General features: G+C 40.6%; 7 protein-coding genes, 1 tRNA gene and 3 rRNA genes. 2 read left to right on the forward strand and 9 right to left on the reverse strand.

Annotated features, from left to right (window positions below):
• The first annotated feature begins 114 nt into the window (after window positions 1-114).
• Together VXM77_RS11265 and VXM77_RS11270 are read left to right on the forward strand one after the other, a co-directional pair.
• Entirely contained in the window at window positions 115-1,479 is a 1,365-nt protein-coding gene (locus VXM77_RS11265) for a TrkH family potassium uptake protein (protein WP_161830963.1), read from the forward strand.
• A 276-nt stretch (window positions 1,480-1,755) separates the two neighbouring features.
• A complete protein-coding gene (locus VXM77_RS11270; protein WP_161830962.1) occupies window positions 1,756-2,484 on the forward strand; it encodes a GntR family transcriptional regulator in 729 nt (242 codons plus the stop codon).
• A gap of 43 nt (window positions 2,485-2,527) precedes the next feature.
• Here VXM77_RS11270 and VXM77_RS11275 read toward each other — a convergent pair whose 3' ends face one another.
• The 9 genes from VXM77_RS11275 to VXM77_RS11315 all read right to left on the reverse strand — a co-directional run bounded on the left by VXM77_RS11275 (window position 2,528) and on the right by VXM77_RS11315 (window position 14,814).
• Window positions 2,528-3,319 carry a hypothetical protein gene (locus VXM77_RS11275; RefSeq protein ID WP_161830961.1) on the reverse strand — a complete coding sequence of 264 codons (792 nt, stop codon included), beginning with the start codon at window positions 3,317-3,319 and terminating at the stop codon, window positions 2,528-2,530.
• Between the two features lie 138 nt (window positions 3,320-3,457).
• Complete coding sequence (locus VXM77_RS11280) at window positions 3,458-6,268, reverse strand: hypothetical protein (RefSeq protein WP_338506373.1); 2,811 nt, start codon at window positions 6,266-6,268, stop codon at window positions 3,458-3,460.
• Window positions 6,269-6,527: 259 nt separating this feature from the next.
• Complete coding sequence (gene eda, locus VXM77_RS11285) at window positions 6,528-7,166, reverse strand: bifunctional 4-hydroxy-2-oxoglutarate aldolase/2-dehydro-3-deoxy-phosphogluconate aldolase (protein ID WP_338506374.1); 639 nt, start codon at window positions 7,164-7,166, stop codon at window positions 6,528-6,530.
• A 325-nt stretch (window positions 7,167-7,491) separates the two neighbouring features.
• A tRNA-Gly gene (locus VXM77_RS11290) sits at window positions 7,492-7,565 on the reverse strand.
• Between the two features lie 12 nt (window positions 7,566-7,577).
• Window positions 7,578-7,686: ribosomal RNA gene (gene rrf, locus VXM77_RS11295) — 5S ribosomal RNA — on the reverse strand.
• 173 nt (window positions 7,687-7,859) lie between these two features.
• Window positions 7,860-10,753, reverse strand: a 23S ribosomal RNA gene (locus VXM77_RS11300).
• Window positions 10,754-10,845: 92 nt separating this feature from the next.
• Window positions 10,846-12,362 (reverse strand): 16S ribosomal RNA (locus tag VXM77_RS11305).
• The 16S, 23S and 5S rRNA genes sit together here with 1 tRNA gene alongside, the layout of an rRNA operon.
• Before the next feature lie 385 nt (window positions 12,363-12,747).
• Window positions 12,748-13,494, reverse strand: a complete 747-nt coding sequence (tpiA, locus tag VXM77_RS11310; protein WP_338506376.1) for a triose-phosphate isomerase — start codon at window positions 13,492-13,494, stop codon at window positions 12,748-12,750.
• A 108-nt stretch (window positions 13,495-13,602) separates the two neighbouring features.
• A complete protein-coding gene (locus tag VXM77_RS11315) occupies window positions 13,603-14,814 on the reverse strand; it encodes a phosphoglycerate kinase (RefSeq protein WP_338506378.1) in 1,212 nt (403 codons plus the stop codon).
• Window positions 14,815-14,839 lie beyond the last annotated feature (25 nt).

Consider the following 14,839-nt stretch of genomic DNA (forward strand, 5'->3'; position numbering starts at 1 on the left):
TTTTATTGGATTGCGTCATAAATTTTACACTTTTTTTGTTGCTATTAATGATATAATCAAATTCAAATCACTAGCATTATGCTATGTTTATCAACTATTAAAAGGAGTGCCATCATGTTCATTTTTCAAAAGATTCGGGGACTGCTTCATTCTACCCCGACACGTTTAATTGCCGGCTATTACTTTCTATTCACGGTCGGATTTGCTATTTTGCTTTGGTTACCTTTCAGCTTGCAAGAGGGAGCATCTCTTTCCTTTCTTGACGCTCTCTTTGTATCAACGAGCGGATTAAGTAATACCGGTTTATCACCGATTTCAACAGTTGAAACTTTTAGTCTTCCAGGAATCTTAATTTTAGCACTCAACCTCCAAATTGGTGGATTGGGATTAATGATGATTTCCACAGCCATCTGGTTATTAGCAGGACATAAAATCTCTACTCGAGAACGTGCCCTCATTATGACAGATCAAAACCAAATTAATCTAAGTGGTGTTGTTAAATTGGTTAAATCCGTCTTAATCTCCTTTCTAGTGATTGAGCTTATCTTCATGCTTATTCTAGGACACTATTATTATTTTGCAGGCTATTATCCTGTCTATTGGATTGCGATGCTTCAGGGATTTTTTACAACCGTCTCTGCCATCACCAATTCTGGATTCGATATTACAGGGGCGTCATTGATTCCTTTTCAACATGACTATTTCGTCCAAACGCTTCATATGATGCTCATGTTTTTTGGAGCCATGGGATTCCCGGTAATTTTAGATATTCAAAAATACGTCCACTGCAAACGAACGAATCAACGTTTCAAATTCTCCATCTATACAAAATTAACGATGGTAACAACGCTTATCCTGTGGATTGTTGGGATTATTGGATTCTATCTCTTTGAATACAATCACTTTCTTACAGATAGAGGATTAATTGAAGGATTCTATTTTGCAACATTTAACTCATTAAGTACACGTAATGCAGGTTTTGCAACCGTAGATATGAATGCCTTCTCTCCCGCTACATTAACGATGTTCTGTGGACTTATGTTCATTGGTTCTTCACCTAATTCATCAGGAGGCGGAATTCGTACAACAACATTTGCCATCATGGTGCTGGCTATCCTCTCCTTTGCACGTGGAAGACAGTATGTGAATATTTACGGAAGAGAAATTGAAACTCAAACGGTCTATAAATCTTTTATGATTTATATTGTCGCTACCTTAATTGTTTGTCTGTCGACACTTCTTATTTGTATGAGTGATTCGTTCTCATTAATGGAAATTTTCTTTGAAGTTTGCTCAGCTTTTGGAACAACCGGATTATCTATGGGAATAACGGGGGCCCTAACTTCATTTGCTAAGATTGTTCTCATTGCAACGATGTTTATTGGCCGCATCGGTATTATTACCTTCCTACTCATCTTCAGAGCAAATGCTCACCCAGCAAAAGTTCGTTATCCAAAAGCAGACATTATTATTGGATAATTTATGAATTTGAATATTTTTATACAATGAAAACATTTTTATATGGTAAATTAAAGGTAGTCCATTTTTTAAACGAGACTACCTTTTTTTATGGCTACTTATCTCATCAAAAGATTATTAAATATCTAAGAAAAATCTTATTCCTTGTAAAATCTTTTACTCATATGACATAATGATGTTTTATTTAGAATGTTATATGAGAGTTGAAAAAAAGCCTTAAAAACATTATGATATTATTATATGATACCGTTTTAAATAGAATTGGAGGAATCATCTGTGATACTTGATCGTTCAAAGGATTCTAAACCTTTATATTTACAAATTAAAGATGTCCTAAAACACAAGATTATAACCAATGAATATCCTGTTGGAAGTACTATTCCTTCCGAAAATGAATTAGAAGATATGTTTGATGTCAGCCGCATGACTATTCGACAGGCGGTCAACGAATTAGTAAACGAGGGCCTTCTAAAAAAGGAGCGTGGGCGCGGAAAAGGAACTATTGTTCTTTCAAATGCTATTGCTGATAAGTTATCCACAGTAAAAAGTTTTACACAAAAAATGTCGGAACAAGGATTACTCCTTAAAAATAAACAAATAAATATCTCTTTAGTAACTCCTGATGAAACAATTAAATCCGCTCTAAACCTTTCTACAAATGAAAAAGTTTTACGATTAAACCGCATTCGTATGGTTAACAACGATATTATCATGTACTCTATCTCTTATTTACCTGAATCACTAAACCTTCCATTTGATGCAGAACAATATGGTTCTTTATACGATTTATTAGCGACAAAAAATATACACATTACCCATGCTGAAGAATACATTGAAGCCATGTTAGCAAATGAGGTCATTGCTGATGCCTTAGAAATTTCTACAAACGATGCCGTATTAAAAAGAACTAGAATCAGTAAAGACCAACACAATCAAAGCATCGAGTATACGACAACTTATTATCGATCAGACAAATATAAATACGTTGTAGAACTGACGATCTAAAACTAAAATGTGTATAAAAAAAGAGACGCAAACGTCTCTTTTTTTAAATTCCCTTTTCAATAATATCTAGCAGGGCATCCGGCCCCTTTTCTAACAACTCTTCAAGGCATCCGCCACGTTCACAATAAGAGATAACAGCAAACATTCCGGATATTGAGGCATATTTATCCCAAAATGACCCGGTGTTCGCGTTCCTAAAAGCCTCATGTGTTAATGCCTCTTCCTGTGTCAAATAATAACGTAATTTTTGATAAACTGAATTTCGGCGGTTATTCATTTTATCTGTATGCCAATCTACCGACAATACATCCTCCTCATAAGATAGAAAATGGGCAATTCCTTCATCAAAAACGAGTTGTTTTAAAACCTCTATTTTAGGAACCTTCTTAGAATAGGGATACTTTTGACTCACAAGCACATGGGAAAGCTCATGCGTTAAAAAATCAGCGGCTATAAAGTCAAGTTCTTCCAAACTATCTGCATAAGTACATAACCTTACCAAATCCAAAATAATACATCTCATTCCCACCTTATCTTCCCTCACAACGGCATCGTATGGTTGAGGTAAACCGACAATCAGGTAAATCGCAGTAGTATCCGGAATTTGAAGATTACTAAATATTTTATGCCATAGTCTCTCATTTAACGGTTTAAAATTATACAATCTATTTTTAATTGTCTCATATAAATGGACTAGTAATTCCCTATTAACATTTTTAGGTTCTTCGAAAGTGAATTGTCCAGGGACAATAGCCTGGTAAATCCAATGGTCCTTTACGGCATTCAAATTCCCATACTCTAAAAATGAATCTATAATTTCCGTTTTAATAATCATTCAGGTTTCCCCCTTCCCTCCTATTTTACCATAATTTAATAACTAACTGTGTCCTTCACCTAAACATCTACAAAATTTATCCATTTTAAATTTATTTAGACTTAATATTTTTAAAAGGGGAGCCTTGAGGCTCCCCTTTTAATTTTCTTTATTCACGTTGACGCATATTGCCGTCACACTGAGTACCGATAACAAAATAATAGCAGTTAATTCAAACCAATTTTTTTCATAATCTAATCTTAGATAATCTACTTTTACGGTAGAATCATAATGACCATTACAAACAACCCAAAATTGAAGATTCACCTGATTATCTAAATCACCTTCCGGTAAAGCCTTCTCTAATACCTCACTGATATTATAACTAAAGGTTCCTGTCTTATCCGTTGGATATTGTAAATAATAGCCTCGATTCTCACCTTCAATATAAACGAGTAATGACCATAATTCGTCTACCTCATCCACCTTAATTTTAAATCTTGGATGTTTACTTAAATCCACCTCAAAATAGTGAGTTTGCATGCCTCCATTCCCGTCTGGATTTAAATTTCGAATAACTGCCTGACCTTTATAGTAATTTAGTCGTGCTAACGCATTAAACCGCGATTGCCAATGCGTAATCTTTTCTGTTCGAAATGAGGTTTTCCATTTGCTCTCCTCAATCGTTTGAATTCCTTCATTAAATATCTGTACCTGTTTTAATGTGACCGTTGAATTCTCATCCGGTAGAACAACTAATTGCACCTCATGTTTTCCAAGTAAATTAAATTTGCCCGGATTTAATCGATGAAGTACATAATTCATATTAGATATGATATGACCCGCATCCGTACTATCCTTTAATAAATAAAATTCATGTCCACTTTCAACATCTCTTAAGAGTACTGACCAAGACCCACTAAATGCTGCTACCTCTAAATCAAGAAGTGGAACCTGGCTAAAATCAATCGCAAAAGGTTGACTTACGATTCTTCCTTGAATTAAGGCATCCTTATCTTCATTGGTAAGTGAAATATCCCTCTCAGAATCATACTCCCATTTGGTAATATCGATTGCCTGATTATTTAAAATATACGGCTGATCGTCTTTTTGGATAAATACGCGTGCATAGGAATAATCCTTTAATCCTCCTTTAGCAGTAACCTCAACCTCCAACAAGTGATATCCATTCTCCAACTTTGTAGCCTCTAATTCGTATGGTTTAGTATAATTAACATTTTGGAAAATAGGCTCCCCGTCTAGTGAAAGTTTAATATTTGAAACGGCTGCCTCATCTGTCGTTTGAATATCAATATTAATCGGGTATTTATCATCAATAACTCCATAACGCGGTATATCTAAAATATTTACCGCCAATGGAACATCGGCACTTACCCCGTGCTCTACCTTCCGATCGATACTATACTGATTTTCTCCCTCCTCTATTGGAATCTCTAATATCATCACCGCCTCATTGCCTTTAATTTCAATATCTGTTTTTCCTTTAATATTCTCTTTAAGAAATTGATGACTCACGACATCATATAAACTTACGCATCCCGTTGTCTGAGGCTCGTACTCAACTACCTTCTGATCTTCATGAGGATTAAATAATAAGTATAAGGGACGTTCTTTAGCCTCTTCTACATAATAATCATTTTGATTAATATCCACTTTTAAAATTCCCTCAACGTTTGTTGGTTCAATCATAGTGGCTAGTAATCCCAAATAAGTCCCACTCAAAATAGAGTGCCGTTGTCTTGCATCCCCATCCTTTTCGACCCTTTCTAGAGGAACGATATTAGCATTATCTGATGAATCCTCATCATAAAATAAATTCAAATTATTTGTCACATTCAAAAGGTATCGGCCCACTTCAATCGCATAACGTTGGTCATATTTTAACATCGGTACTAGTGCGGTTGCCCCGATAATACTTTGAAATGACGCTGGACTACCACCATATTGAGTACGCTCACCTATTAATCCGGTGGCATAATCATCGTTGAAAATACCATATTCCCGACGATAGTCACTCTCGGTAAAGAAAAACTCCATATACTTCGCTGTATTAAAGTGATAATCACCCGTTGAATTTAGACGGGCGGACAGATAGGGCAAATATAAATATAATAATTCATATCCTGGATTCCGATCAAAATCGTCCATATATTCCATACATAAATTTGCCGCCTTCATATACTTACGATCCCCAAACTTTTCAAAAGCATAATACTGAAGAAGTGCAACCCCTGCTGCTGCATCAGGTTCAATCCACTTTCCATTATCAAATGGGATCCTATTTTTGAAATCATAGCCTGTGTATCCAAAATCGACGATTCCATCACTTCCTCCCAAATCCATGACTACTTCATACCACGTATCCGCAATATTTTGTAACATCGCATCGGAATCAACGGTTGGAGAATAACGATCCATTAACATAAAATAAACGATTGAGGGATAAAGTTGTTGCCAAAAACTCATTTCTTTACTATTACCCTCTTGATAATTTAAAAAGGTTCCCTCTCCATTTTCAATATTATAATAAGACTCTAGAGACTCCATTAATTTGCTTATCTCTTCCTCATTTAGGATATTTAAATCCAACGCTTCTGTGGATAAAAGAGCCCCAATTAGGGTTAATGCTTGAGACGGCGCTTCCATTCCTTCATCGAGATATGTTTTAATCCCAAGCGCGGCACGACCCGTATTTTTTTCTTCCTGATTAAATATTATATCCGCTGTATTCGTCTTAAACAAAAAGTTATTAAACTCTACCGCCCTTTGGCGCCAATCAATATAGCGATAATGATCAGGTAAATACGGAATATCCTGAGTCGCCTGAATCGTTTTAGAGATTAACTCTGATTTTTCTTCCTCTGCCTTAACCAAAATAGGTTGAAAAACCAATGTCGTCATACAACAGATAAACAATAGTCCATATAACCAAAAACGTTGTATCTTCATCCTGACCACCTCAAAATGTTAAATTATCTCTATTAGTATTCTCGAATAAAGTTGTACTATGTAAAATTTGGACGAAAGGATAAAACAAAAAGAGTTATAACAAATGTTATAACTCTTTTTCATTCATCATTAAACACTAAAAGTAATCGTATAAATATCTAACTCATTCAACCAATTTATCAAATAATTTTTTATTTTACTATCCTGCAATATTCTATTTTAAAGGAATTAAGAAAAGTTATCTCCTTGTTCACAATTATTAATTAAGTAATTCCCTGTATTTCTCTACAAATGTCTTGGCAACCCTATAAACCGATTCATATCCCCCTAATTTAATATTTTCAGTTAAAGAACTACCAATCGCAATTCCCCAGGCCCCACTTTGATACCATAACTGCATATTTTCTAATGAAACACCACCAGATGGCATCAACCTAACATCAGGTAACGGTCCACGAACATCTCTGATAAAATCCGGGCCTAAAATACCGCCCGGAAATAGTTTTACAACCTCAATTCCATGGTCTAAGGCATTACAAATTTCTGTTATAGTTGCACAGCCCGGAAAATATGGAACCTTATGTTCTTGACAAAACTCAGCTATTTTTAATGAAAAGTGAGGACTTACAATAAACTCCGCTCCCGAATTAATCGCCAGTTTTGCATTCTCCACCGTCATCACTGTTCCAGCTCCTACAAAGACATCCCTATCCTTTATAAGAGAACGTAAGCCACTAATGGCTACTTGAGCATTTGGCGTTGTAAATGTAATCTCAATATTTTTTATTCCCCCCATAATAGCCGCCTTTGAAATTTCAATAGCGTCCGTTTCACTGGCCCCACGTATAACAGCAAATAAATAATTACTATGTAAATGATCAATTATATTCACAGCCATTCCTCCACTCCTTGCTGACATTCCTTAATATTTATATCTCAAGATCATTTCTACTATCACTTTTAAACCATTTTGTTATAACTAGATAAAACATCATAAATCTATCATAACATTACACAATTAACTTTACAAATTCAAATTTAGTATTTATGTTCCTAATATAAAATACTAGTTATGAAGCAACAATATTTCTTTCATTTTAACATGTTTTTGAAATTTTATCCTTATAATTTATAATAGTTTCATCTTTAAATCTTTATCTAGCACCCCACATATTTTATCTACAAAATAAAAAAAACATCCCGAAGGATGTTGATTGGCTATTTGGAGCGGGTGAAGAGAATCGAACTCTCACAGTCAGCTTGGAAGGCTGAAGTTCTACCATTAAACTACACCCGCATTTTTTTTATGGCCTAGCGACGTCCTACTCTCGCACTTGCGTACTACCCTCGGCGCTAAGGAGCTTAACTTCTGTGTTCGGTATGGGAACAGGTGTGCCCTCCTTGCCCTTATCACTAGACCTTCTGTCAGATCTTATCAATCTCACAAAACTAGATATCTTCTGCTTACTTCTTCTTGTCCGGCAACTCTCGCATCACAGTGGTAAAGTTCAATAACTGTTCATCACCTTCGTGATTCCTCAGTTCTTTTCACTTTCTGCCTGTGATAACCGCTCGTTTTTGCCTTTCCTATTTAGTTAAGTCCTCGATCGATTAGTATCAGTCCGCTTCATCTGTCACCAAACTTCCACTCCTGACCTATCTACCTCGTCGTCTTCAAGGGATCTTACTTCTTTCGAATGGGAAATCTCATCTTGAGGGGGGCTTCACGCTTAGATGCTTTCAGCGTTTATCCCTTCCACACGTAGCTACCCAGCTATGCTCCTGGCAGAACAACTGGTACACCAGCGGTGTGTCCATCCCGGTCCTCTCGTACTAAGGACAGCTCCTCTCAAATTTCCTACGCCCACGACGGATAGGGACCGAACTGTCTCACGACGTTCTGAACCCAGCTCGCGTACCGCTTTAATGGGCGAACAGCCCAACCCTTGGGACCGACTACAGCCCCAGGATGCGATGAGCCGACATCGAGGTGCCAAACCTCCCCGTCGATGTGAACTCTTGGGGGAGATCAGCCTGTTATCCCCGGGGTAGCTTTTATCCGTTGAGCGACGGCCCTTCCATTCGGTACCGCCGGATCACTAAGCCCGACTTTCGTCCCTGCTCGACTTGTTGGTCTCGCAGTCAAGCTCCCTTCTGCCTTTACACTCTTCGAATGATTTCCAACCATTCTGAGGGAACCTTTGGGCGCCTCCGTTACTCTTTGGGAGGCGACCGCCCCAGTCAAACTGCCCACCTGACACTGTCCCCTGACCAGCTCATGGCCACGGGTTAGAACCCCAGTAACACAAGGGTAGTATCCCAACAGCGACTCCTCCAAGACTGGCGTCCTGGTCTCTTCGTCTCCTACCTATCCTGTACATGTGTCACCAGTGCTCAATATCAAGCTACAGTAAAGCTCCACGGGGTCTTTCCGTCCTGTCGCGGGTAACCTGCATCTTCACAGGTACTATGATTTCACCGAGTCTCTTGTTGAGACAGCGCCCAGATCGTTACGCCTTTCGTGCGGGTCGGAACTTACCCGACAAGGAATTTCGCTACCTTAGGACCGTTATAGTTACGGCCGCCGTTTACTGGGGCTTCAATTCAAAGCTTCGCTTGCGCTAACCTCTCCTCTTAACCTTCCAGCACCGGGCAGGCGTCAGCCCCTATACATCACCTTGCGGTTTAGCAGAGACCTGTGTTTTTGATAAACAGTCGCCTGGGCCTTTTCACTGCGGCTTGCTTTCACAAGCACCCCTTCTCCCGAAGTTACGGGGTCATTTTGCCGAGTTCCTTAACAAGAGTTCTCTCGCTCATCTTAGGATTCTCTCCTCGCCTACCTGTGTCGGTTATCGGTACGGGCACCTAATAAATTATCCCTAGAAGCTTTTCTTGGAAGCGTGACATCAGCTGACTTCACCCTTTCGGGCTTTCGGCATCACAGCTCAATGTTTCGCCATGCGGATTTGCCTACATGACCACCTCACTGCTTACACGTGAATCCATTCACACGCTCAACTTAGCCTTCTCCGTCACTCCTTCAGTTTATTAAGTGGTACAGGAATCTCTACCTGTTGTCCATCGGCTACGCCTTTCGGCCTCACCTTAGGTCCCGACTTACCCAGGGCGGACGAGCCTTCCCCTGGAAACCTTAGGCTTTCGATGGATAGGATTCTCACCTATCTTTCGCTACTCACACCGGCATTCTCACTTCTAACCGCTCCACAGCTCCTTCCGGTACTGCTTCTCCGCTGTTAGAACGCTCTCCTACCACTGACACTTCGTGTCAATCCGCAGCTTCGGCGGTCCGTTTAGCCCCGGTACATTTTCGGCGCAGAGTCACTCGACTAGTGAGCTATTACGCACTCTTTAAAGGATGGCTGCTTCTAAGCCAACCTCCTAGTTGTCTGTGCATCTCCACATCCTTTTCCACTTAACGGACACTTGGGGGCCTTAGCTGGCGGTCTGGGCTCTTTCCCTTTTGACCATGGACCTTATCACCCACAGTCTGACTCCCGATCATATCTATCTGGCATTCGGAGTTTGATTGAGATCAGTACCCCGAGGTGGGGCCATCACCCATTCAGTGCTCTACCTCCAGTAGACTCTTATCGAGGCTAGCCCTAAAGCTATTTCGGAGAGAACCAGCTATATCCGTGTTCGATTGGAATTTCACCCCTAGCCACAAGTCATCCAAGCACTTTTCAACGTGCCCTGGTTCGGCCCTCCAGTCAGTGTTACCTGACCTTCAGCCTGCTCATGGCTAGCTCACACGGTTTCGGGTCTACAACATCGTACTCCTCGCCCTATTCAGACTCGCTTTCGCTTCGGCTCCGTCTCTTCAACTTAACCTTGCACGATATCGTAACTCGCCGGTTCATTCTACAAAAGGCACGCCATCACCCTTTAACGGGCTCTGACTAGTTGTAGGCACACGGTTTCAGGTTCTCTTTCACTCCCCTTCCGGGGTTCTTTTCACCTTTCCCTCACGGTACTGGTTCACTATCGGTCACTAGGTAGTATTTAGCCTTACGAGATGGTCCTCGTTGCTTCCGACGGGATTTCTCGTGTCCCGCCGTACTCAGGATCCCTTCCCTGCTTCACACAATTTCACCTACGGGACTCTCACCCCCTCCGGTTGGCCTTCCCAGACCATTCGGCTATCATGTTCAGTCATTTCTGAAGGTCCTTCTACCCCGGATTACTCCGGTTTGGGCTCCTCCCTGTTCGCTCGCCGCTACTTGGGGAATCGATGTTTCTTTCTTTTCCTCCAGGTACTTAGATGTTTCAGTTCCCTGGGTCTGTCTCCTCTATGGCTATTGATTCACCATACGGTGCTAGCGTATGACCACTAGCGGGTTTCCCCATTCGGATATCCCCGGCTCTTTGCTTACTTACAGCTCCCCGAGGCGTTTCGCCGTTTGTCGCGTCCTTCTTCGACTCCTAGTGCCTAGGCATCCTCCGTGCGCCCTTTATTACTTAACTTTTCTTCTTCAGAAGATATCTAGTTTTCAAAGATCAATTCTAGGAAAATCGAAATTCTCCCAAAACTAAACAGAACGTCTCTTTCTCCATAGAAAGGAGGTGATCCATCCCCACCTTCCGGTAGGGATACCTTGTTACGACTTCACCCCAATCATCTACCCCACCTTAGGCAGCTCCCTCCTTGCGGTTAGGCCACTGACTTCGGGTGTTGTAAACTCTCGTGGTGTGACGGGCGGTGTGTACAAGACCCGGGAACGTATTCACCGCGACATTCTGATTCGCGATTACTAGCGATTCCAACTTCATGTAGGCGAGTTGCAGCCTACAATCCGAACTGAGATTGGCTTTATGAGGTTTGCTCCACGTCACCGCTTCGCTTCTCTTTGTACCAACCATTGTAGCACGTGTGTAGCCCAGGTCATAAGGGGCATGATGATTTGACGTCATCCCCACCTTCCTCCAGTTTGTCACTGGCAGTCTCGTTAGAGTCCCCATCTCACTGCTGGCAACTAACGACAGGGGTTGCGCTCGTTGCGGGACTTAACCCAACATCTCACGACACGAGCTGACGACAACCATGCACCACCTGTATCCATTGTCCCCGAAGGAAACCCTCTATCTCTAGAGGCGTCAATGGTATGTCAAGACCTGGTAAGGTTCTTCGCGTTGCTTCGAATTAAACCACATGCTCCACCGCTTGTGCGGGTCCCCGTCAATTCCTTTGAGTTTCAGTCTTGCGACCGTACTCCCCAGGCGGAGTGCTTAATGCGTTAACTTCAGCACTGAGGTTCGACCCCCAACACTTAGCACTCATCGTTTACGGCGTGGACTACCAGGGTATCTAATCCTGTTTGCTCCCCACGCTTTCGCGCCTCAGTGTCAGTTGCAGACCAGGAAGCCGCCTTCGCCACTGGTGTTCCTCCATATCTCTACGCATTTCACCGCTACACATGGAATTCCACTTCCCTCTTCTGCACTCAAGTCAACCAGTTTCCAATGACCCTCCACGGTTAAGCCGTGGGCTTTCACATCAGACTTAATTAACCACCTGCGCGCTCTTTACGCCCAATAATTCCGGATAACGCTTGCCACCTACGTATTACCGCGGCTGCTGGCACGTAGTTAGCCGTGGCTTTCTCATAAGGTACCGTCAATTGATAGTCATTTCCTCCTATCACCTTTCTTCCCTTATAACAGAATTTTACAACCCGAAGGCCTTCTTCATTCACGCGGCGTTGCTCGGTCAGGCTTTCGCCCATTGCCGAAGATTCCCTACTGCTGCCTCCCGTAGGAGTCTGGGCCGTGTCTCAGTCCCAGTGTGGCCGTTCACCCTCTCAGGTCGGCTACGCATCGTCGCCTTGGTAGGCCTTTACCCCACCAACTAGCTAATGCGCCGCAGGCTCATCCATCAGTGATGCCAGGAGCATCTTTAAACTTTCGTCCTATCCGGTATTAGCGATCGTTTCCAATCGTTGTCCCCGTCTGATGGGCAGATCACCTACGTGTTACTCACCCGTTCGCCGCTTCCCACCGAAGTGGTTCGCTCGACTTGCATGTATTAGGCACGCCGCCAGCGTTCATCCTGAGCCAGGATCAAACTCTCCATAATTGTTTGTTTCCTTAGCTTGCGAAATTTCTTTCGCTCATGATTCTTGACGTTCTGTTTAGTTTTCAAAGAACTTCTCTCGCCTTTTGGCGACTTCTTTATCTTACCACATTCGACTTTTTCTGTCAAATGTTTTTTATCTTTTTTTTGTAAGATTTATTGTCTACCTCTCTTGGCGACTTTTCTAGTTTATCATGTTCAACAACTTCTGTCAAACACTTTTTAACTTTTTTTGTTTTCTTTTCCATCGCCCTTTTGGCGACTCATTTATAATACCATTCTAGAATCTTATTGTCAATTAAATTTTATCAAATTTCTTATTTTATTAAAAAATCTTGATCTAGCAATCATACTAGATCAAGATTTTTTTAACGATTGAGCCGTTATATTAGAATTCTAATAATCCTAAGAATGATTCTACATCTAATGATGCTCCACCAACTAATGCCCCATCGATTTCTGGTTGAGCCATTAATCCTGCTACTGTGCTAGGTTTAACAGATCCTCCATATTGAATACGAATTGCATCTGCAGCTTCTTGTCCATGCTCACGTGCAACAACTGAACGGATATATCCGATTGTTTCATTTGCTTGTTCATTTGTAGCAGTTAATCCTGTTCCGATAGCCCAAATTGGCTCATATGCGATAACTGTTTCTTTAACTTGTTCTAAAGATAATCCAGCTAAAGCGCGTTTAATTTGCGCGTCTACAACTTGGTTAGTTGTTCCGTTTTCGCGTTCTTCTAATGACTCTCCACAGCATACGATTGGAATTAATCCATTAGCAAATGCTGCATGAGTTTTTTTGTTTACTGTTTCGTCCGTTTCATTAAACATCTCACGACGTTCACTGTGACCTAAAATTACATAAGTAACCCCTAAGTCTTTTAACATTCCTGGAGCGATTTCTCCTGTAAATGCTCCATTTGCTTCAAAGTGCATGTTTTGAGCACCAATACGTAAGTTTTCTCCTTGATGTTCTACTAATGAACGTAAGTATAATGCTGGTGCACAGATTGCTGTTTCAACTTTATCTGAACTAGGCACTTTATTAGCAACCGCTTTTACGAATTCTACAGCCTCGTCATAATTTTTGTTCATTTTCCAGTTTCCTGCGATAATTGGTTTTCTCATGAAACTCACCTCAGTTAAATATTTTTTTTCGTAATTTAGTGTGTGTAAGTGTGCGTTTTAAAAAAGGAATTCACAAAAAGGCGAATTCCTTTGAGTTTTAGTTAAAAATTATTTGCATCCACATCCGCAGCATTTATCGCTTAATGAAGCTACACCTGGTAATTCTTTTCCTTCTAAATATTCTAAAGAAGCTCCTCCACCAGTTGAGATGTGAGAGAATTTATCAGCATATCCTAATTGCATTGCTGCTGCAGCTGAATCTCCTCCACCAATGATTGTAATTGCATTCTCTAAATTAGCGATTGCTTCACAAACACCGATTGTTCCTTTTGCGAAGTTAGACATTTCGAATACACCCATAGGTCCATTCCATACTACTGTTTTAGCATCTTTTAAAACGTTAGAGAATAATTCTACAGTAGCTGGCCCTACGTCTAATCCCATTTCGTCATCAGCTAATTCATCAACTGAAACAATGCGGAATTCAGTATCGTTAGAGAATTCTTTAGCCGCAACAGTATCGATAGGAAGGATTAACTTATCTCCACCTTTTTCTAATAATGCTTTAGCTAAGTCTAATTTATCTTCTTCACATAAAGATTTTCCGATGTTTTTACCTTGTGCTTTAAGGAATGTAAACATCATTCCTCCACCAACTAATACTTTATCTGCTTTATCTAATAAGTTTTCAATAACTCCGATTTTATCTGAAACTTTTGCTCCACCTAAGATTGCTACCATTGGACGTTGTGGTGCATCAACAGCTCCACCAATGAATTCGATTTCTTTTTCTAATAAGAATCCAGCTACTGCTTCTAAGTTAGCAGAGATTCCCACGTTTGAAGCATGTGCACGGTGAGCCGTACCGAATGCGTCATTTACAAATACATCTCCTAATGAAGCCCAGTATTTTCCTAATTCAGGATCGTTCTTAGATTCTTTTTTACCATCTAAATCTTCGAAACGAGTGTTTTCAAACATTAAGACTTCTCCATCTTTTAATTCTGCAATTGCTGCTTCTAATTCAGCCCCACGTGTTTCAGGGATAAATTTAACGTCTTTTCCTAATAACTCAGCTAAACGCTCAGCTGCAGGACGTAAAGACTTAGATGCTTTATCTTCCTCTGACTTAACTTTTCCTAAGTGAGAGAATAAAATCGCGCGTCCACCATTTTCTAAAATATATTTAATTGTAGGTAAAGCGGCTACGATACGATTATCGTTTGTAATTTTTCCGTCCTTCATTGGTACGTTAAAGTCTACACGTACAAGGACTTTTTTTCCGTTTAACTCAACATCTTTAACAGTTTTTTTGTTCATGTGATGAGTCCTCCTTAGATTATTT

The organism is Turicibacter sp. KK003 (genome assembly GCF_037014675.1).
GTDB classification, from domain to species: Bacteria; Bacillota_I; Bacilli_A; order MOL361; family Turicibacteraceae; genus Turicibacter; species Turicibacter faecis.

Coding starts and splice junctions, on each gene's coding strand:
- VXM77_RS11265 (WP_161830963.1), top strand. CDS start 115: ATGTTCATTTTTCAAAAGATTCGGGGACTGCTTCATTCTACCCCGACA.
- VXM77_RS11275 (WP_161830961.1), bottom strand. CDS start 3,319: ATGATTATTAAAACGGAAATTATAGATTCATTTTTAGAGTATGGGAAT.
- VXM77_RS11280 (WP_338506373.1), bottom strand. CDS start 6,268: ATGAAGATACAACGTTTTTGGTTATATGGACTATTGTTTATCTGTTGT.
- eda (WP_338506374.1), bottom strand. CDS start 7,166: ATGGCTGTGAATATAATTGATCATTTACATAGTAATTATTTATTTGCT.
- tpiA (WP_338506376.1), bottom strand. CDS start 13,494: ATGAGAAAACCAATTATCGCAGGAAACTGGAAAATGAACAAAAATTAT.
- VXM77_RS11315 (WP_338506378.1), bottom strand. CDS start 14,814: ATGAACAAAAAAACTGTTAAAGATGTTGAGTTAAACGGAAAAAAAGTC.